This is a genomic window from Tsukamurella soli, assembly GCF_039541155.1.
Lineage (GTDB): Bacteria > Actinomycetota > Actinomycetes > Mycobacteriales > Mycobacteriaceae > Tsukamurella > Tsukamurella soli.
Window position 1 is genome coordinate 1 of the sequence record NZ_BAABFR010000068.1, and the last position, 18,860, is coordinate 18,860.

Here is an 18,860-nt window from a genome sequence, read left to right on the forward strand (position 1 = left end):
CCGTCCGCCGCGGCGGTGATCTCCGCCGTCGCCACGGTGGCGGTCGCGACCGCGGTGCCGGCGAGGGCACCGTCGGCCTGCACAGCGCCTGCAGCCTGCGTGGCGTCCTTGCCGGCTGCCTCGGCCGCGGCTGCCGCCGAGGCACCGGCGGTACGCAGCGGCACCGACCTCCAGAACAGCACCAACACCAGGCCGACGATCGAGAGGATCGCGGCCCAGAGGAACACGACGTCCAGCGCGCCCGCGAACCCGGCCTTCAGCGGGTGCGCCAGGATCGACGGCAGCTGCTCCAGGGTGGAGGTGTCCGACATCACGCCCCCGATGACCGCTCCGGGGTTGTGGTGCAGCCCCTCGGCGTAGACCTGCGTCGTGTGTCCGAACGCGCCGTTGCCGGCCTGCTGGAGCGCGGCCCGGTAGGCGGGGTCTCCGGCGGCGCTGGCCATCTGCGTCCCCATCTTGTGCCCCATCTGCGTGAACAGCACCGACAGGAACACCGCGACACCGGCAGTGGCGCCGATCTGACGGAAGAACGTGGCCGCCGCGGTCGACACACCCATATCGCGCGGCGGCAGGATGTTCTGCATCGCCAGCGTCAGCGGCTGCATCAGGTTACCGAGCCCGAAGCCCAGCACGAATGCGCCGATCATCACGAGCCACTGCTTCGAGTCGGCCGAGACGTAGTGCATCGCGAACATCGTGCCGGTGAGCAGCACCGCGCCGATGATCGGGAACACACGGTACTTACCCGTGCGCGAGATGATCTGACCGGAGATGATCGAGCCCGCCATCAGGCCCACGACCATGGGCAGCATCAAGAATCCCGACTTCGTCGGGCTAGCGCCGTGCACCACCTGGAAGTACTGGGGCAGCAGCGACAGGCCACCGAACATCACCGCGCCGACCACGACCGAGATGACGACGCCCTGGGCGAAGATCCCGCTCTTGAAGATCCGCAGCGGGATGATCGCATCGTTCTTCATCAGGTATTCGACCAGGACGAAGAGCAGGACGCCGACGACGCCGATCACGTAGCAGATGACGGACCCGACAGAGCCCCAGCCCCAGTCGCGGCCCTGCTCGGCGACGATCAGCAGCGGGACCACACCGACGGTCAGCATCACCGCGCCGCCCCAGTCGATCCGGACGCCGCGCTTATGCGTGTGCGGAAGGTTGAGCACACGGAACACCACGGCCAGGGCGATGACGCCGATCGGAACGTTGACCAGGAACACCCAACGCCAGCCGGTGATCCACAGGATCGAGTTCGCGCCCGAGAGCAGGCCTCCGAGCACCGGGCCGAGCACCGAACTGGTGCCGAACACGGCGAGGAAGTAGCCCTGGTACTTGGCACGTTCCCGCGGCGGGACCACATCACCGATGATGGTCAGCGCCAGCGACATGAGGCCGCCCGCGCCGAGGCCCTGGAAGGCGCGGAACGCGGCCAGCTCGTACATCGATGTCGAGAAGCTGCACATCGCCGACCCGATCACGAAGACGATGATCGCGAACATGAAGAACGGTTTGCGCCCGTAGATGTCGGACAGCTTGCCGTACAGCGGCGTGACGATGGTCGAGGTGATCAGGTAGGCCGTGGTGACCCAGGCCTGCTCCTGGTAGCCGTGCAGGTCGTCGGCGATGGTGCGCATGGCGGTCGACACGATGGTCTGGTCGAGCGCCGCCAGGAACATGCCGAGCATCAGCCCCGACAGGATCAAGAGGATCTGCCGGTGCGTGAACACACCCGGCGCACCCTCTTGGTGGGCACTCGCCTTATCGGCGGTGGCGGTGGTCATCGGTCTGAGCCTTCCCCTGAGGCGTGGGCGACGGGCCGGCCGTCCTCGCGTGCTGATACTTCGGTTGTGCTGACGTGCAGTTCGCCGGAGTCGGTGGTGGCGCAGCGCCTGCGGTCCTGCACACGCTCCGCCATCAGTTGTTCGAACCCCTCGAGAACGCGGGAGTTCAGGTCGATGAAGGCCTCGATGTCAGCGTCCGACCATTCGGCGAGCATCGGCGCGAGCCGCTCGTTACGCGACCGGCGGACGGCCTCGCACTTGGACCGCCCCTCCGGGGTGACCGACACGAGTGACGCACGCCGGTCCCGCGGATCGGGCGACCGCTCCGCCAGGCCGAGGTCGACCAGCGTCGATACGTGCCGGCTGGTGGTCGACGGGTCCGTGTGCGTCCGGTCCGCGAGGTCCGAGGACCGGCACGGGCCGACCCGGACCAACTCGAACAGCGCGTGGTAGGCCGCGATCTCGACACCGTCGGCGTCGACGGCGTGCCTCGTGACGGCGACCGACCGTTCCTTCAGGCGGGTCAGCGCGATGATGATCTGCACCATCGACTCGATCTGGTCCGCGCGCGCGTCAGCATCTACCTGCTGCGATCGTGGACTGTGGTTCAAGGTTCTCTTCCAGACTTCTTCCGGCACCAAACGTGCACCCTGCAAACAACTAGATGCAGCGTACAACTATTTCATCCCCTTGGGAAACAGTAATGACTTCGCAAAGATGTTGCAGAGCAGGCGATATCGCACGCGACCGTAAGCAACATCACACCGACACGCCATGCTTGAATGATGGCACCGATGTGATGTAGGTCATATCCATATTTCGCGAGGAAGGAGCGGCATGTCCGATCAGCTCGAACTCGACCCGACCAGGACCGCGGTCGTGCTCATCGAATACCAGAACGAGTTCACGTCGGAGGGTGGCGTCCTCCACGGCGCGGTCGCCGAGGTCATGGACAAGACCGGCATGCTGGCGCGGACGGTGGCATTCGTCGATCGGGCCCGCGCGGCCGGCGTCACCGTGATGCACGCACCGATCAGCTTCGCGCCCGGCTACGCCGAGCTGACGCGCCATCCCTACGGAATCCTCGCCGGCGTCGTCGAGGGCAATGCGTTCGTGAAGGGCACGTGGGGCGCGGCGATCGTAGACGAACTCACGCCCGCCGACGGGGACATCGTGATCGAGGGCAAGCGCGGGCTGGACACGTTCGCGAGCACCAACCTCGACTTCATCCTGCGCAGCAAGGGCATCGACACCGTCATCCTCGGCGGGTTCCTCACCAACTGCTGCGTAGAGTCGACGATGCGCTCGGCCTACGAGAACGGGTATCGCGTGATCACCCTGACCGACTGCGTCGCGGCCACGTCGGTGGCCGAGCACGACAACGCGATCAGCTTCGACTACCCGATGTTCTCGCTGCCGATGGAATCGGGCGAGGTACCGCTGTAGGCCTGGTCGGGATCACGGCCACAGCGAGCCGGCAACGCCGTCACGAGGACACCCGTCCGCAGCGGCCGAGAACCTGACCACTCACTCCGCGGTCTGCACCACCCGTGCACCGGTGAGTGCCACCAGCGCGTCGAATGTGGTCGCGAAGATCGCGTCGTGCTCCCCCGCCGCCGCGTACAGCGTCGGGTAGTCGCGCAGGGACTCGTCGATCACCGTCTCGAGCGGCGCGGGGTGGCCCACCGGAGAGACGCCCCCGATCACCTGCCCGGACGCCACCCGCACCTGCTCCGGCGTGGCCCGCTTGATCCGAGTGCGGCCCAATCGCGCCGCGAGCCCCGCGGTGTCGACGCGGTGCGCCCCGGACGACAGCACCAGGAGCGGAGCAGCGTCCGCCATGAACACCAGGCTGTTGGTGATCGCGCCCACCGCACACCCGAGCGCGGCCGCGGCGGCCGTCGCCGTCGGCGCGGAATCCGTGCGTTGCACCGTGTTCGGGTGACCTGCCGCAGCCAGCGCGGCGATCACCTCGCGGGTTCGGGCGGAGAAGTCGAAGGGCGCGGCGGCAGGATCCGGCATACCCCCAAGGATGTCAGATCCTTCCGCCGCCCCGTCGAGCTGCGGCCCCTGCTACGCCGCGAGCAGGCCGGCGATCAGCTCCGCCGTCCGCGCTCCGCCCACCGGCCGCAGCACCACCGCGTCGGCCACCTCCGCGGCGTAGACGTCCTCGATCAGCGACCGCAGCCCATGGGGCGTGCCGACGTAGGTGACGCCGTCGCCGGGACCGACGTACGCGGCGCGGGCGTCGGCCGCGCGCTCGTCCAGCACCACGTCCACCTCGAGCGCCGCCACGACTGCGTCCGGGTCACGGCCGTCGCGCTCGGCGTCCGCCCGCAGATAGCCCCGCTCGAGCTGCGCACGGCGCAGATCGGCGGCGCGGAAACGCGTGAGGCCGGAGACTGCGGAGGCGCCCTCGACGGCGACGACCAGGGCTGGGCGGGCGGAGGTGGTCATAGGACTACTTGTTCCTTCCAGTGACGAGCTCGGCGATGGCATCCACCAGGCGGCGGACATCGGTTTCCGTGGTCCCGAGGCCGAGGCTGGCGCGCACGGCACCGTCTGGCACCCCGAGGCGGGCGACGATCGGGTGCGCGCAGAACCTGCCGTCCCGCACGCCGATGCCGTGCTGGTCGGAGAGGTACTCGGCGACCTCGCGGGGCGCGACACCGTCGACGGTGAACGCGACGATCCCGACCCGCTCGACCGAGTCCACCCAGATGCGCAGCTCGCGGACCCCGTCGATGTCGGCCAGACCCGCGGACAGCAGCTCGGTGAGGAACCGCTCGTGCTCCGCGGCCTCGTCGGTGAGCCTGGTCAGCTCGACGGCCGCCGCGGCGATCGCCACGGCGCCGAGCACGTTGGGCGAGCCGGCCTCGTGGCGTGCGGGCCCCGTGTGCCAGGCGACCTCGACCGAGCGGGCGACGGGCTTCCCGATCACCTCGTAGGTGGCGCCACCGCCGTAGCGGTAGGGGTCGGCATCGTCGAGCCAGTCCGCCCGGCCCACGAGCACGCCCGCACCGTACGGCGCGTAGAGCTTGTGGCCGGAGAAGGCGAGGTAGTCGATCCCGCTGTCTCGCAACGAAATCCGACGGTGCGGGGCCAGTTGGGCGGCGTCCACGCAGATCCGTGCGCCGTATCGGTGCGCGATCGCGGCCAGCCGCCGCACCGGCAGTACCTCGCCGGTCACGTTGGACGCGCCGGTCACCGACAGCAGCGCCGCGGGGCGCCGGGACAGCTCAGCCTCGACGGCCGCCAGCGTCCCCTCGATCGACAGCGGGGCGCACACCACCCGCACGCCGCCGTGCTGCCACGGCAGCAGGTTCGCGTGGTGCTCTGCGTCGAGCACCACCACCTCGCCGGGGACGCAGCGCGCGAGCAGGTTGAGCGAGTCCGTGGTGTTGCCTGTGAAGATGACGTGGTCATCGTCGCGAGCACCGACGAACTCGGCGACCGTGGCGCGCGCCGACTCGTACCGAGCGGTGGAACGCTGCGAGAGGTAGCCAGCGCCGCGGTGCACGCTGGCGTACTCGCCGAGGGCGGTGGCGACCGCGCGCTGGACGGCCTCGAGGGCCGGCGCGCTGGCGGCGTAGTCGAGATTCGCGTAGCGAACGGTGGCCCCGTCGGTGAGCGGCACGTACTCGGCGGCGCCGGAGACCACCGCCAGCGGTCCGACGGTGACAGGCCCCGCAGGGCAGGGGGCGGCGTCGTCGCGCAGCGTGGTGTTGCGGGCGGCCTCGTGGCGGGCCAGGACGGGGGTCTCGAGCACAGCGGTCATCAGATTCTTTCCTCACGTGTCGTAAGGACTCACCGGAAGATGACACCGCCGGTGAATCCGCGCTTGCCGCACACGTTCGTGTGGTGCGGCCAGGTCGTCACCCGGAGCACCCCACCGCGGAGGAGGGTTGCCGACCAGCGAGCCGGGGCTTGTCGCTGGCACTCATGACCTGAGTCGAGGATGCGCCATCGATGCGGTGTCGGTCAACAATTCGAATCACACTGCCATCCAATCGGCCCGGAGCGTGCCGCCGAGGGAACCGGGAGACTCTCAGGTTGCGGCGGGTAGCGTCGGCCCGTGAGATTCGCCCTGTCCCGACCCGGCCGGTCCCTGCTGGCCGACGGCGTAGACGCCGCGTTCACGGACCCGCACGCAGCCGCCGCCGCGCTGGCGGCCGAGCGGGTGGGCCTCGTCGTCGGGGCGCTGCCGTTCGACCACGCCGACCCCGCCGCCCTGGTGACGCCCGCGGACGCGACCTTCCACGCCGGCCCTCTGCCACTGTTCGCCGGCCGCCCGCTCCCCCGGTTCAACCGCTGCGACGTGACCACCCGCGCCGAGCACCGCGCCCGCGTCGCCGTCGCCGTCGCGCGGATCCGCGCCGGCGAGTTGGGCAAGGTGGTCCTCGCCCGCGCCATCGAACTGCGCGCCGATGGCGAGCTCGACCCCGCCGAGGTCTTCGACCGCCTCCTCGCGGGATCCCAGGACGGCGACGCCTATCTCGCCGACCTGTCCGCCGCCGGCCCGGAGTACGACGGTGCCGTGCTCGCCGGCTCGATGCCGGAGTCGCTGGTGCGCACCGAGGGATCGCGGGTGTTCTGCGCGCCGTTCGCCGGCACCGTCGCCCGCGGCGCCACCGAGGCGCAGGACCGGGCCGCCGCCGAGGCGCTGCTCGCGTCGGCGAAGGACCGCGAGGAACACGCGTTCGTGGTCGACTGGATCGCGGAGCGCCTGGCGCCGCTGTGCAGCGAGCTGGAGGTGCCGACGGTGCCGCAGGTCGCCTCGACGCCGCAGGTCTGGCATCTGTGGACGCCGATCCGCGGGCGGCTCGCCCGGGCGACGACGGCGCTCGATGTGGCGCTCACCCTGTACCCGACGCCGGCGGTGTGCGGGACGCCCGCCGACGCCGCGCGCGCCACGATCGCCGAGCTCGAGGGGCCGCGGGGGTTCTACGGGGGCTCCGTCGGGTGGGCCGATTCCGACGGGAACGGCGAATGGATGGTCGCGCTGCGGTGCGCCGAGCTGCGCCCCGCCGAGGGTCGCGTGCGCGCGTGGGCCGGAGGCGGCATCGTGGCCGACAGCGACCCCGACGCCGAGTACGACGAGACGACAGCGAAATTCGGGACGGTGCTGCGGGCGCTGGGGGTGTAGGTCGTGTCTCGTCGGTCGTGGAACGCGGCTCAGGCGACGACGGTGGGGTCGCCCGCCTCCACGACCGCCATCCAGTCGGCGGTCCACACCCGGACCGGCGCACCGATGTCGGGCACCTGGGTCTGCAGCAGCCGCTCCGCGCCGCCGTGCCAGCGCGCCGTCAGCGGCGGTCCCGCGTCGGGCGTGACCTCGAGGGTGAAGCCGGATACGCCGCCCGACTCGGCGAGCGCGACGTCCCGCGCGGTGACGCGCCCCGCCGCCATCCGAGCCCCGGCGCACCTGGTCGTCCACGCTCGCGCGGAGTCCCGCTCGCGCCTGGCCCGGGCGATCGACGTCAGGTAGGCGGCCCAGAATCCGGCCAGAACGACCACGATCATCACCGTGAACACGGCCGTGAACCACCAGCCCGGCATCGGTTGCGTCCACAGCACCGAGAGCCCTGCCAGCCCGATCACCGTTCCGACGGCCGATACCGCCACCATCACGCCGCGCGCACGATCACTCATCCGTGGCGCGTATCGCATCGCCGCAGGGGGTCGCGCCGACTCCGGAAAACGCGTCACGAGATGAACGACATGCCCGACCGGGGGTTCACCGAGGTCCGCCACGCCCCCATCCTATGGTCCGAGGTGCGCAACAGCCGCATCGGCGAGATCCGTAGTGGCGGAGGCCACCCGACCCGCCGGTAACCTCCTTCGCCGATAGTGTTGGGCCATGGCGCATTGGCACTACCTCATGGACATGGACGGCGTGCTGGTGCACGAGGAGCACGTGATCCCCGGCGCGGATGCATTCATCGCCGAGCTCACCGCGTCCGAGACCCCGTACATGGTGCTGACCAACAACTCGATCCGCACGCCCCGGGATCTGCGGGCGCGCCTACTGTCGAGCGGACTGGACATCCCCGAGGAGAAGATCTGGACGTCGGCGCTGGCCACGGCGAAATTCCTCGCCGACCAGCGGCCGGGTGGCAGCGCGTACGTGGTCGGCGAGTCCGGGCTCACCACGGCGCTGCACGACGCCGGGTATGTGATGACCGAGAGCGACCCGGACTACGTCGTGCTGGGCGAGACCCGGACCTACTCGTTCGAGGCGATCACCACGGCGATCCGGCTGATCGAGCGCGGATCCCGGTTCATCGCGACCAACCCGGACCCGACCGGCCCGTCGAAGGAGGGCTCGCTGCCCGCGACCGGCGCGGTGGCCGCCTTGATCCGGGAGGCCACCGGCCGCAACCCGTACTACGTGGGCAAGCCGAACTCGCTGATGATGCGTTCTGCGTTGCGCGCCTTGGGAACCCACTCCGAGACCACGCTGATGATCGGCGACCGCATGGACACCGACATCGTGTGCGGGCTCGAAGCCGGGCTCCGGACGATCCTCGTGATGACGGGGATCACCACCCACGCCACGATGGAGCAGTTCCCCTACCGTCCGACCCTGGTGGTCGACTCCGTCGCCGACCTGGTCGGCCACACGGCGGATCCCTTCGCGTGAGGCTCGCGGCGCAGCGAGTTGCGGATGGGTCGCTAGGCGGACCATCCGCGACCCGCTGAGCACCGGCCTACTGCCCCTTGACATTCACCAACTGGCGCAGCGTCGCTCGAACCTCGACCAGGTCGGCCGCGTCGGCCATCACGCGGTCGATCGGCTTGTACGCCTGCGGGATCTCGTCGATGAAGGCCGCGTCGTCACGGAACTCGATGCCCGCCATGGCCTCCCGCAGCTGCTCGTGCGTGAACGTCCGGCGTGCCGCCGACCGCGAGTACTCGCGGCCCGCGCCGTGCGGGGAACTGTTCAGCGCCAGCAGGTCACCCTTGCCGGATACGACGTAGGACGCCGTGCCCATCGACCCGGGGATCAACCCCGGCCGGCCCTCGTCCGCCTGGATCGCTCCCTTACGGGACACCCACACGTCCTTGCCGAAGTGCTTCTCCCGCTTGGTGAAGTTGTGGTGACAGTTCACCCTCTCGACCTCGACGACCGGCGTCCCCACCCACTCACCGACCTGGCGCAGCACGCGGTCCATCATCTCCTCGCGATTGAGCGCGGCGAACCGCTGCGCCCAGGTCAGCTCGGCGATGTAGCGACGGAACTCGTCCGTGCCCTCGACGAGGTAGGCCAGGTCGGGGTCGGGCAGGTCGATCCACCACTGCTTGCACAGGCGGGCCGCGACGGCGATGTGGTGCTGCGCGATCTTGTTGCCGACTCCGCGGGATCCGGAGTGCAGGAAGGCCCACACGTTGCCGGCCCGATCCCTGCTCAACTCGATGAAGTGGTTGCCGGAGCCCAACGTCCCCAACTGCAGCCGCCAGCTCCCGGTGTACGAGTCGGGATCGAACCCGGCGCGCTCGGCGAGCGCCTCCAGCTCGATGATCCTCGGCTCTGCGGTCGCGACGACCTTGCGGTTGTACCGACCGAACGACAGCGGCACCGCGCGCTCGATCGCGTCGCGCACGGGCGACCGGTCGGTCGGCAGGTGGTCGACTGTGAACTGGGTTCGCACAGCGATCATCCCGCAGCCGATGTCCACGCCGACGGCCGCCGGGATGACGGCGCCGAGCGTAGGGATCACCGAGCCCACTGTGGCCCCTTTGCCCAGGTGGGCGTCGGGCATCAGTGCGATGTGTGGGTAGATGAACGGCAGCTTCGCCGTGGTGATCGCCTGCTCGCGGGTCTTGTCGTCCAGGATGGACGCCCACGAGATCAAGCGCTTGTCGATCTTCTCCATGTCGTCGTACCACCGGCGGTGGCACGGATTCCTCTCTGTGCGATGGTTTCTCGCCGACCGAGAGGATGCGCATGCAGCGCAGAAGGTCCCGGACCGGCTGAATGAGCCCCGGCCCGGGCGCCGCAGGCTATGCGAGCACGTGGAACCGGCGGTACCCCTGGAGGAGGTACCGCAGTCGCCGCGAGTTCGACATAGCCATAGCGCTCAGGTTAGGTGCGGCCCGACAAGCCGCGCAACGGATTTACGGCTCGGGCAGCGCCCGCTCGCAGCCGCAACGGTGACGATGCGGCGCTGCGGAAGGCTCGGCGTCGACACACATCGTCCACATCGCCTACGCGACCGAAAAGTGCTCGCGCTGCAGTTCATCCCACCGCGGCAGCACCTTTCGGTCGCGTAGACCTCGGCTCGGGATCAATAGCGCCAGGACACCTGGGCTACAGCGCGCGATCGAGGTCCGCGATCAGGTCGTCGACGTTCTCCAGCCCCACCGACAGGCGCACGGTCCCGTCGGTCAGGCCGATGGCGGCGCGGCCGTCGGGGCCCATGGCGCGGTGGGTGGTGGTGGCCGGATGGGTGATGAGCGACTTGGCGTCGCCGAAGTTGTTCGAGATGTCGACGATCTGCAGCGCGTCCAGTACCGCGAAGGCGCGGTCCTTGCCGGAGAGTCCGTCGGCGTCGGCCAGCGCGAACGTGATCACCGTTCCGCCGCCGGACATCTGGCGCTTGGCGAGCTCGTGCTGCGGGTGCGACTCGAGGAAGGGGTACAGCGTCCACTCGACACCCGGGTGCGTGTCCAGGAACTCGGCGATCCGCAACGCGCTCGCCATCGACTTCTCCGCGCGCAGCGACAGCGTCTCGAGTCCCTTGAGCAGCACCCACGCGTTGAACGGCGCGAGGGCAGGGCCGGTGTGCCGCATCAGGGTCTGCACGGGTCCGTCGACGTACTCGCGCGTGCCCAGGATCGCGCCGCCCATGACGCGGCCCTGCCCGTCCATAGTCTTGGTGCCGGAGTGCACGATCACGTCGGCCCCCAGCTCGAGGGACTTCTGCACGCCGACGGGCGTGAAGCCGGAGTCGACCACGACCTGGGCACCGGCGGCGTGCGCCAGCTCGGACACGGCGGCGATGTCGACCATCGTCTGCATCGGGTTCGCCGGGGTCTCGAAGAACACCGCCTGCGCCGGGGTCGACAGCGCCCGCTCCCACTGCGCCAGGTCCTCGCCGTCCACGAACTCGGTCTCGATCCCCCACCGCGGCAGGATCTCGTTGCACACGACGAAGCACGACCCGAACAGCGACCGCGCGGCGACGAGGCGATCGCCGGCCTTCAGCAGCGCGCCGAGCGCGGTGAACACCGCCGACATCCCCGTCGCCGTCGCGAAGCACGCCTCGGCCCCCTCGAGCAACCGCAGTCGCTCCTCGAAGACGGCCGTCGTGGGGTTGCCGTAGCGGGAGTAGACGAACCGGTCGATATCACCCTTGAACGCCGCCTCCGCCGCAGCCGCGCTGGTGTACGTGTACCCGGAGTTCAGGTACAGCGCCTCCGAGGTCTCCTCGAAGTTCGAGCGCAGAAGGCCGCCCCGCACCGCGAGGGTCTCATAGGCGACGCCGTCGGGCAGGGACGAGTCGAAGTTGGTCACGACGCCAGATTCTAGAACTGCCGCCAGGGCAGGCCCACCGCGCGCCACCCGGCGACGCCACGGTGACCGTCCTCGCCCAGCGGCCCCTCGAAGCCGTCGAGCACGTTGTACGCCGGGCCGATGCCCGCGCGGGTCGCGGCCTCGGCCGCCCCGATCGACCGATGGCCCGACCGGCAGATGAAGGCGACCGGCACCCCGTCGGTGACCCCGGCCCGCCGCAGGTCGGCAACGAATCGCGAGTTCAGCTCACCATCGGGAAAGGTCTGCCACTGCGCCAACACCAGCTGCTTGCCCAACCTCACGAGGTCGGGGACGCCGACATAGTTCCACTCGGCGTCGGTGCGGCAGTCGACGAGGATGGCGCTCGCATCGCCCTGCAGCAACTCCCAGGTCGCGGCGGGGGTGAGGTCTCCGGCATAGCTCATGAGCACATCTTCCACTTCCCGCCCTCGCGGACGAACTTCGCGTGCTGCGTCTGCTCCCCAAGCTTGGCGTAATGCAGCACCAGGTTCGCGGTCGCGGTGTCGCCCGAGACAGTGAGTTTCGTCACATCACCGGCGTCCAGTTTGACGTCGCCGTCCTTGTCGACGGCCGCCTTGCGTGCGTCGGCGAAGCCCTTCTCCGGGGGGAACGACGGTGCCTGACGATCCTTCGCGCACGTGTTGGCGACCAGGTCCGCGTACCGCCCCTTGTTCAGCGCGCCGTAGTACTGCCCGATGGTCACCTGGATCTGCGCGGGGTCGTTGAGCCGGTCTTTCGCAGGTCGGACGGTGTTCCAGAGCAGGACGCCGCCGATCCCCACGACGGCCACCACCAACGCCACCACGAACGGGGCCGCGGACAGACCACCACCGCCGCGCTCGGCCGGTCGCCCCTGGCTTGCCTTCGGCACGGTCATCACCCTCGCTCGCATCGCCTGGCGGGTCGCGCGACTGTTCGATTCCGCTCAGTCGCTCCCCCGGAATAGGGATCTGCGATTAGCCCGAACTAACCTGGAGGGGACGACAACCGCAGAGCTGCTGACAAAGGTAACCGAAGCTATATGACCGATCCGAACCGCCCGTTGCGCATCGCCATCGTCGGCGCCGGGCCCGCCGGGATCTACGCGGCGGACGCACTGATGAAGTCCGATGAGGCCAAGGACTCTGGCGTCAGCATCGACCTGTTCGAGAAGATGCCCGCCCCGTTCGGCCTGATCCGGTACGGCGTCGCGCCGGACCACCCGCGCATCAAGGGCATCATCACCGCGCTGCACAAGGTCCTCGACAAGCCCCAGGTGCGCCTCCTCGGCAACCTGGACTTCGGCAAGGACTTCACGATGGAGGACGTGCGCCGCCACTACGACGCCGTGATCTTCTCCACCGGCGCGGTCGCCGACCGCACACTCGACATCCCGGGCATCGAGCTCGACGGCAGCTACGGTGCCGCCGAGTTCGTGGCCTGGTACGACGGGCACCCGGACTTCCCGCGCGAATGGCCGCTCGACGCCGAGAAGGTCGCCGTGCTGGGTGTCGGCAACGTGGGCCTCGACGTGGCCCGCGTGCTGGCGAAGACCGCGGACGAGCTGCTGGTCACAGAGATCCCGCCGAACGTCTACGAGGGCCTCAAGGAGAACAAGGCCGTCGAGGTGCACGTGTTCGGTCGCCGCGGGCCGGCGCAGGTGAAGTTCACTCCGCTCGAGCTCAAGGAGCTGGACCACTCGGAGACCATCGAGGTGATCGTCAGCCCCGAGGACATCGAGTACGACGAGGGCTCCGCCACCGCGCGACGCCAGTCGAAGATCACCGACCAGGTGGCCACGATCCTGGAGAACTACGCGATCCGCGAGGGCAACGACCGGCCGCACAAGCTGTTCATCCACCTCTTCGAGTCGCCCGTCGAGATCCTCGGCGAGGACGGCAAGGTGGTGGGCCTGCGGACGGAACGCACCGAGCTGACCGGCGACGGCAACGTCCGCGGGACCGGCCGCACCACCGACTGGGAGGTCGGCGCCGTGTACCGGGCGGTCGGCTATCTGTCCAACGATCTACCCGACATCCCCTGGGACGACCAGGCCGGCGTGATCCCCAACGAGGCCGGCCGCGTGATCGACGGTGGTGAGCATCTCCAGTCGGTGTACACCACCGGCTGGATCAAGCGCGGCCCCGTCGGCCTCATCGGCCACACCAAGGGCGACGCCAACGAGACCGTCGCGTGCCTCCTCGAGGACTTCCACGCCGGTCGGCTGAACACCCCCGCCGAGCCGGACCCCGAGGCGGTGACCACGTGGCTCGACGATCACGAGACGCCGTACACCACGTGGGACGGCTGGTATCGCCTCGATGAGCACGAGCGCAGCCTGGGTGAGGCCGAGGGGCGCGAGCGCGTCAAGGTCGTGGAGCGGCACGACATGCTGGCCGCCTCCGAGCCCGCCAAGGTGCAGCAGGCGTAGGGCTTGTCCCGATGGAAGGGGCGCGACCGATCCGGTCGCGCCCCTTCCCCGTCTCGTCAGCCATGAACCCACCATCGCAGCCGGTCCGATTGCGGCCACCCCCTCAGCCGCACCGTCGGGACACACCGTATTCGTGGGGGCGCCGACTACGCAGCACCGGCCCGCTGACGCGTGCACCGCGGGCGTACCTCAACTTAGGGTAGGCTCAGTTCATGGGACGAGGCGTGACGGGACTGATCCTCAAGGCGCTGCGCGCCGACGACTACGTGTTCACGGTGGTGTCGAAGGAGCGGGTCAATGATCATTTCCACCGTATCCGGTTCTCCGGCGAGGGTTTTCTCGCAGGGCACCCGTGGTATCCCACGATGTGGGTACGCCTGTGGATTCCGAAGAGCGGTGCGGCCAGCGCAGACGACGACGAGGGCACGCTGGTCCAGCGCGGCTACACGATCGTCGAGCCCGACGGTGACGAGTTCACCATCGAGTTCGCGGTCCACGACGGGCCCGCGCCACGGTGGGCCGTCGACGCCGAGCCCGGCGACACCATCGGCGCCACACTGATGGGCTCGAACTTCGACTTCCCGGAGACGCCGCCCACGGAATACGTGCTGGTCGGCGACGCCGCGTCGCTGCCAGCGATCAACTCGCTGCTCGACGCGGCGAATGCACCGGCGCGGGTGTTCCTCGAATACCAGCACGAGCAGGAGCGCGAGCTACCGGTACGCGGCGGCGAAGTCACGTGGGTCCCCCGCACCGACCGCGGCGCCGGCCTCGTCGATGCCGTCGCGGCCGCCGGGGTGAGACCCGACGCCTTCGTCTGGGTGGCCGCCGAGTCCCGCGCCACCCGCGAGTCGGTCAAAGCGGCCAAGCGGCAGGCGACACTCGCGAAGACCCACGTCAAGTCGCAGGCCTACTGGTTGGACCGATAGGCCAGGTCGGACCGATAGGCCAGGTCGGGTCGGCACGCCCAGGTCACTCGATCGGACGGGTCGGCCGGACCGGACGCTGCGGCGCGAGCCCCAGCGCGGTGGGCGGGTTGTGATCATATGCCTCATCGCCACCCGAACCTCCCGACTCCGCCAGCGGATCCTGCTGCGGGGACTGGGGATTCAGCGGCGGCCGCGGCGCGGGCTGCATCGGTACGGGGCGTGCCGGCACCGACGATGCCTGGGCGAGACCCGCGAGCCCCGCACCCGGGGGAACCTGGCCCTGCGGACCCGGGCCCCGACCCGACGGTGGCGGCGGCTGCTGAGATGGCAGGGGCGGCCGGGCCTGACCGCCCTGCGCGGGCACCTGTATGGCGCGCGTGACACCGTCGTCGGCGACCGGCGCGGGCCGCTGGACCGACACTGCCGCGGTCTCCGGCGCGGCCTCGACGGCGGGCGCCGAGCTGTCCACGACGCGCACGCGGCTCGCGGCCTCCGCGGCGTTACGCCGCGCGACATCGATGGTGTCCGCGGTCGCGACCGCGACTCCCATCCGCCGCTTCGCGTACGCCTTCGGCTTGCCGAACAACCGGATCTCGCTCTCCGGCACCGTCAGCGCATCGGCGACGCCGTCGAATGCCGCTGAATCACTGTCGATCCCCCCGTAGATCACCGCCGACGCCGCGGGCGACATCAGCGACGTGTCCACCGGCAGCCCCAGAACGGCACGGGCGTGCAACTCGAACTCACTCAGCCGCTGCGAGCCGAGCGTCACCAGGCCGGTGTCGTGCGGGCGCGGCGACACCTCGGAGAAGTACACGTCGTCACCCTTGACGAACAGCTCGACGCCGAACACCCCGCGACCGCCCGAGCCACCGTCGCCGAGCGCCGTCGCGATCCGTCCGGCCACGGAAGTGGCTGCATCGTAGGCATTCTGACTCATCGGCTGCGGCTGCCACGACTCCACGTAGTCGCCGCCCGACTGTCGGTGCCCGATCGGCTCACAGAACCGGGTCACCACGCGCCCCCGCTCCGGATCCCACACTCGCACCGTGAGCAGCGTGATCTCGTAATCGAAGTCGACGAAACCCTCGACGATCACCCGCCCGCCCGAGACCCGCGCGCCGCTCGCCGCGGCGTCCCAGGCGGCCTGGGTCTCGTCCGGCGCACGGACCACCGTCTGGCCCTTGCCCGAACTCGACATCAAGGGTTTCACCACGCACGGGAAGCCGATGTCGTGCGCCGCAGCGGCGAGTTCGTCGGCACTGGAGGCGAATCGGTACGGCGACGTCGGCAGGCCGAGTTCCTCGGACGCGAGCCGGCGGATACCTTCACGGTCCATCGTCAGCGCCACCGCGCGGGCGGTGGGGATCACCTCGACGTCCCCCGCCGCCTCCACCTCGACCAGCGCATCGGTGGCGATCGCCTCGATCTCGGGGATCACGAGATCCGGCCGCTCGGCGTCGATCACGGCTCGGACGGCGGCCGGGTCGGTCATGTCGATCACATGGCTGCGGTGCGCGACCTGCATGCCCGGCGCGTTCTCGTAGCGATCGACGGCGATCGTCTCGACGCCCAGCCGTTGGAACGCGATGATCACCTCCTTGCCGAGTTCCCCGGCACCGAGGAGCAGCACACGCGTCGCCCCCGGCGTGAGCGCCGTCCCGATCCGCGGACTGCCGATACCGCTCGGTAGGTTCGTCATGCGCTCCATCATCGCAAACTCGGCGACCGGCTGCGCCGTCCGCAGGCATTCGTGTGGGATCCGCGCCCGGTTGAGTGAGAGTGCGATCGAATTCGACGAAAGCACTCGAATCGACTCATGCGGGCATATTTTGACCCCTGTGAAGGCTCTAGTAATCCGCAGCGCAGTGGTCGCTGCCGTCGGAGGTCTCATCTTCGGCTTCGACACCACCGTCATATCCGGCGCAGAGAAGGCGATCCAGCACCAGTTCGGATTGAGCGACACGAAGCTGGGATTCATGGTCACGACGGCCCTGATCGGGACCATCGTCGGCGCCCTCGTCGCAGGCAAGCCCGCCGACCGCTACGGCCGCAAGAAGGTCCTGTACGTCATCGGCGCCCTGTACGTCGTGGGCGCCATCGGCTCCGCTCTGGCGTCGGACGTGTCGGTCCTGATGGTGTTCCGCTTCCTCGGTGGCCTGGGGGTCGGCGCGTCCAGTGTGTGCGCGCCGATCTACACCGCGGAGGTCGCCCCACCCGCGCAGCGCGGCAAGCTGGTGGGCCTGGTGCAGTTCAACATCGTGCTCGGAATCCTGGTGGCGTACGCCTCGAACGCGATCATCCGCGCCGTGGTCCACGGCGGCGACGACGGATCGGCGTGGCGCTGGATGCTCGGCGTGATGGTCGTTCCCGCGGCGGCCTTCCTGCTGCTCCTGCCATCCGTGCCGGAGACCCCGCGCTGGCTCGCGGCGAACGGACAGTGGGACGCCGCTCGAGCGACGTCGGAGCAGTTGTGCTCGACGCAGCAGGAGGTGGACGCGCAGATGGCGGAGATCCGTCAGTCGCTCGCGGAGCAGTCGGTGTCGGCGAAGTCCCCGTTCTTCACGCGCGGTCACCGCAAGGTGATCCTGCTGGCGATGGCGATCGCGTTCTTCAACCAGATGTCCGGCATCAACGCGATCCTGTACTACGCGCCGAAGGTGATGCAGGACGCCGGCGCCAGCGACAACGCCTCCTATCTGATGTCCATCGCGGTCGGTGCAATGAACCTCGTGGCCACCATGGCGGCGCTCACGGTGATCGACAAGCTCGGCCGCCGCAAGCTGATGCTGGTCGGCTCGATCGGGTACCTGATCTCGCTCGGCTTCCTGAGCGCCGTGATGTTCAGGTACGAGGGTCATTTCAACAGCACGTCTTCGGTTCTCGTGCTACTGGGTCTCATGGTGTTCATCGCCGCACACGCATTCGGTCAGGGCGCAGTGATCTGGGTGTTCATCTCCGAGATCTTCCCCAACCGGATCCGCGGCCGCGGACAGTCGCTCGGTAGTCTGACGCACTGGACGTGGGCGGCGATCACGACGTTCGCGTTCCCGCCGATCATCGGTGCCCTCGGCGGCGGCGTGGCCTTCCTGATCTTCTTCATCGTCATGGTCGGCCAGCTGATCTGGGTGCTACGCGTGATGCCCGAGACCAAGGGCATCCCGCTCGAGGAGATGGAGGACCGATTGGGACTGTCGTCCGATTCGAAGCATGCGACGTTCGCGAAGAGCGCCTGATGGCCGATCGCACACTGTGTTTGGGCGAGGCGCTCATCGACATCGTCCTCCGGCCGGACGTCGCTCCGGAGGAGCACGTGGGCGGCAGCCTGTTCAACGTCGCATGCGGCATCGCGGCGCTGGGCGATCCGGCGTCCATCCTGTCGTGGTGGGGACGCGACGAGCGGGGCCGCCGGATCACCGCCGCCGCCCGGGACGCAGGCGTCGATATCGTCCCGGGCAGCGAGGAGGCCCCCGCCACGCCGGTGGCGAACGCCCACGTCGATCAGGACGGGCGCGCCACATACGATTTCGCACTCACCTGGGAGGTCCCACCGGTCGACCGGCTGGAGCGGTTCGGGCACCTGCACACGGGCAGTTTCGCCGCGACCCTGCCGCCCGGCGCCGACGGACTGCTCGACGTGGTCAGTCACATCCGCGATCACGCCACGGTCTCGTACGACCCCAATATCCGGCCCGCGCTGATGGGCACTCCGGACCTGGTACGCCCGAGGATCGAGCAGATCATCGGCCTCTCCGATCTGGTCAAGACCAGCGATGAGGACCTCGACTGGCTGTACCCGGGTGAGCCCGTCGAGGACGTGATGCGGCGCTGGATCGCCGCCGGACCCGCGATGGTGGTCGTGACCCGCGGTCCGTGGGGCGCCTACGCCCTGCTGTCCGGGAACCGCGACATGCTGCACGTGGATCAGCTGACCGTCGAGGTGGCCGACACCGTCGGCGCCGGCGACTCGTTCATGGCCGGCCTGGTGTCCGGGCTGCTGGACGCCGGCTACCTGGGTTCGCGGTCCGCCGCCCGCCGCCTTCGGGCGACGACATGGAGCGACGTGCAGCCGGCGCTGCACCGCGCAGTCATCACCTCGGCGCTCACCGTGAGCCGGGCGGGCGCCTATGCCCCGACGATGGCGGAGGTGCGGGACGTGCGGGCGAAGGATCCGACGTTCCGGTAGGCCG

18 protein-coding genes and 1 riboswitch are annotated in these 18,860 nt (G+C 69.5%); of the genes, 7 read left to right on the plus strand and 11 right to left on the minus strand.

From position 1 onward, the window contains the following. Both ABD908_RS18375 and ABD908_RS18380 read right to left on the minus strand, forming a co-directional pair. Nucleotides 1-1,793, minus strand: a 1,793-nt coding sequence (locus ABD908_RS18375) for an MDR family MFS transporter (protein WP_344998603.1), incomplete at its 3' end; no start/stop codon positions are given. Further along, the gene (locus ABD908_RS18380) at nt 1,790-2,341 is read right to left on the minus strand and encodes a MarR family winged helix-turn-helix transcriptional regulator (protein WP_344998605.1); all 552 of its coding nucleotides are present in this window, start codon (nt 2,339-2,341) and stop codon (nt 1,790-1,792) included. The genes ABD908_RS18380 and ABD908_RS18375, both read right to left, overlap by 4 nt. A gap of 289 nt (nt 2,342-2,630) precedes the next feature. Between ABD908_RS18380 and ABD908_RS18385 the strand changes: the two genes are divergently transcribed. Beyond that, complete coding sequence (locus ABD908_RS18385; RefSeq protein ID WP_344998607.1) at nt 2,631-3,239, plus strand: cysteine hydrolase family protein; 609 nt, start codon at nt 2,631-2,633, stop codon at nt 3,237-3,239. 81 nt (nt 3,240-3,320) lie between these two features. Here the strand turns inward: ABD908_RS18385 and ABD908_RS18390 are convergent, their stop codons facing one another. Genes ABD908_RS18390 through ABD908_RS18400 form a run of 3 tightly spaced genes read right to left on the minus strand, consistent with a single transcriptional unit; the run spans nt 3,321 to nt 5,571 of the window. Further along, nucleotides 3,321-3,815 (minus strand): YbaK/EbsC family protein, encoded by a 495-nt coding sequence (locus tag ABD908_RS18390; RefSeq protein WP_344998609.1) that lies wholly within the window; start codon nt 3,813-3,815, stop codon nt 3,321-3,323. A 51-nt stretch (nt 3,816-3,866) separates the two neighbouring features. After that, a complete protein-coding gene (locus ABD908_RS18395; protein WP_344998611.1) occupies nt 3,867-4,250 on the minus strand; it encodes a hypothetical protein in 384 nt (127 codons plus the stop codon). A gap of 4 nt (nt 4,251-4,254) precedes the next feature. Next, a complete protein-coding gene (locus ABD908_RS18400) occupies nt 4,255-5,571 on the minus strand; it encodes an aminotransferase class V-fold PLP-dependent enzyme (RefSeq protein WP_344998613.1) in 1,317 nt (438 codons plus the stop codon). A 54-nt stretch (nt 5,572-5,625) separates the two neighbouring features. Continuing rightward, a riboswitch (SAM riboswitch) is annotated at nt 5,626-5,741 on the minus strand. A gap of 127 nt (nt 5,742-5,868) precedes the next feature. On the opposite strand from ABD908_RS18400, the gene ABD908_RS18405 reads away from it, so the two are divergent. Further along, complete coding sequence (locus ABD908_RS18405; protein ID WP_344998615.1) at nt 5,869-6,939, plus strand: isochorismate synthase; 1,071 nt, start codon at nt 5,869-5,871, stop codon at nt 6,937-6,939. A gap of 29 nt (nt 6,940-6,968) precedes the next feature. Here the strand turns inward: ABD908_RS18405 and ABD908_RS18410 are convergent, their stop codons facing one another. After that, on the minus strand, nt 6,969-7,445 hold the full coding sequence (locus tag ABD908_RS18410) for a hypothetical protein (protein ID WP_344998617.1): 477 nt from the start codon (nt 7,443-7,445) through the stop codon (nt 6,969-6,971). 208 nt (nt 7,446-7,653) lie between these two features. Here ABD908_RS18410 and ABD908_RS18415 point away from each other — a divergent pair, with 208 nt between their 5' ends. Then, nucleotides 7,654-8,436, plus strand: a complete 783-nt coding sequence (locus ABD908_RS18415) for an HAD-IIA family hydrolase (RefSeq protein ID WP_344998619.1) — start codon at nt 7,654-7,656, stop codon at nt 8,434-8,436. A gap of 67 nt (nt 8,437-8,503) precedes the next feature. On the opposite strand, the gene ABD908_RS18420 is transcribed toward ABD908_RS18415, so the two are convergent. The 4 genes from ABD908_RS18420 to ABD908_RS18435 form a co-directional block, all read right to left on the minus strand. Then, nucleotides 8,504-9,670, minus strand: a complete 1,167-nt coding sequence (locus ABD908_RS18420) for an RtcB family protein (RefSeq protein ID WP_344998621.1) — start codon at nt 9,668-9,670, stop codon at nt 8,504-8,506. 434 nt (nt 9,671-10,104) lie between these two features. After that, nucleotides 10,105-11,310, minus strand: coding sequence for an O-succinylhomoserine sulfhydrylase (locus ABD908_RS18425; RefSeq protein ID WP_344998623.1), 1,206 nt, complete (start codon nt 11,308-11,310; stop codon nt 10,105-10,107). Between the two features lie 11 nt (nt 11,311-11,321). After that, nucleotides 11,322-11,735 carry a rhodanese-like domain-containing protein gene (locus ABD908_RS18430; RefSeq protein WP_344998625.1) on the minus strand — a complete coding sequence of 138 codons (414 nt, stop codon included), beginning with the start codon at nt 11,733-11,735 and terminating at the stop codon, nt 11,322-11,324. Continuing rightward, complete coding sequence (locus ABD908_RS18435; RefSeq protein ID WP_344998627.1) at nt 11,732-12,202, minus strand: Rv0361 family membrane protein; 471 nt, start codon at nt 12,200-12,202, stop codon at nt 11,732-11,734. Before ABD908_RS18435 ends, ABD908_RS18430 begins: the two co-directional genes overlap by 4 nt. Before the next feature lie 150 nt (nt 12,203-12,352). On the opposite strand from ABD908_RS18435, the gene ABD908_RS18440 reads away from it, so the two are divergent. Further along, nucleotides 12,353-13,741, plus strand: a complete 1,389-nt coding sequence (locus ABD908_RS18440) for an FAD-dependent oxidoreductase (protein WP_344998629.1) — start codon at nt 12,353-12,355, stop codon at nt 13,739-13,741. A 212-nt stretch (nt 13,742-13,953) separates the two neighbouring features. Continuing rightward, the gene (locus tag ABD908_RS18445) at nt 13,954-14,670 is read left to right on the plus strand and encodes a siderophore-interacting protein (RefSeq protein ID WP_344998631.1); all 717 of its coding nucleotides are present in this window, start codon (nt 13,954-13,956) and stop codon (nt 14,668-14,670) included. A 43-nt stretch (nt 14,671-14,713) separates the two neighbouring features. Here ABD908_RS18445 and purT read toward each other — a convergent pair whose 3' ends face one another. Further along, the gene (gene purT, locus ABD908_RS18450; RefSeq protein ID WP_344998633.1) at nt 14,714-16,372 is read right to left on the minus strand and encodes a formate-dependent phosphoribosylglycinamide formyltransferase; all 1,659 of its coding nucleotides are present in this window, start codon (nt 16,370-16,372) and stop codon (nt 14,714-14,716) included. Between the two features lie 139 nt (nt 16,373-16,511). Here purT and ABD908_RS18455 point away from each other — a divergent pair, with 139 nt between their 5' ends. After that, a complete protein-coding gene (locus ABD908_RS18455) occupies nt 16,512-17,906 on the plus strand; it encodes a sugar porter family MFS transporter (RefSeq protein ID WP_344998635.1) in 1,395 nt (464 codons plus the stop codon). After that, the gene (locus ABD908_RS18460; protein ID WP_344998637.1) at nt 17,906-18,856 is read left to right on the plus strand and encodes a carbohydrate kinase family protein; all 951 of its coding nucleotides are present in this window, start codon (nt 17,906-17,908) and stop codon (nt 18,854-18,856) included. The genes ABD908_RS18455 and ABD908_RS18460 overlap by 1 nt, the downstream gene beginning before the upstream one ends. Nucleotides 18,857-18,860 lie beyond the last annotated feature (4 nt).

Coding starts and splice junctions, on each gene's coding strand:
- ABD908_RS18390 (WP_344998609.1), bottom strand. CDS start 3,815: ATGCCGGATCCTGCCGCCGCGCCCTTCGACTTCTCCGCCCGAACCCGC.
- ABD908_RS18420 (WP_344998621.1), bottom strand. CDS start 9,670: ATGGAGAAGATCGACAAGCGCTTGATCTCGTGGGCGTCCATCCTGGAC.
- ABD908_RS18430 (WP_344998625.1), bottom strand. CDS start 11,735: ATGAGCTATGCCGGAGACCTCACCCCCGCCGCGACCTGGGAGTTGCTG.
- ABD908_RS18415 (WP_344998619.1), top strand. CDS start 7,654: ATGGCGCATTGGCACTACCTCATGGACATGGACGGCGTGCTGGTGCAC.
- ABD908_RS18410 (WP_344998617.1), bottom strand. CDS start 7,445: ATGAGTGATCGTGCGCGCGGCGTGATGGTGGCGGTATCGGCCGTCGGA.
- ABD908_RS18385 (WP_344998607.1), top strand. CDS start 2,631: ATGTCCGATCAGCTCGAACTCGACCCGACCAGGACCGCGGTCGTGCTC.
- ABD908_RS18400 (WP_344998613.1), bottom strand. CDS start 5,571: ATGACCGCTGTGCTCGAGACCCCCGTCCTGGCCCGCCACGAGGCCGCC.
- ABD908_RS18460 (WP_344998637.1), top strand. CDS start 17,906: ATGGCCGATCGCACACTGTGTTTGGGCGAGGCGCTCATCGACATCGTC.
- ABD908_RS18380 (WP_344998605.1), bottom strand. CDS start 2,341: ATGGTGCAGATCATCATCGCGCTGACCCGCCTGAAGGAACGGTCGGTC.
- ABD908_RS18440 (WP_344998629.1), top strand. CDS start 12,353: ATGACCGATCCGAACCGCCCGTTGCGCATCGCCATCGTCGGCGCCGGG.
- purT (WP_344998633.1), bottom strand. CDS start 16,372: ATGACGAACCTACCGAGCGGTATCGGCAGTCCGCGGATCGGGACGGCG.
- ABD908_RS18445 (WP_344998631.1), top strand. CDS start 13,954: ATGGGACGAGGCGTGACGGGACTGATCCTCAAGGCGCTGCGCGCCGAC.
- ABD908_RS18395 (WP_344998611.1), bottom strand. CDS start 4,250: ATGACCACCTCCGCCCGCCCAGCCCTGGTCGTCGCCGTCGAGGGCGCC.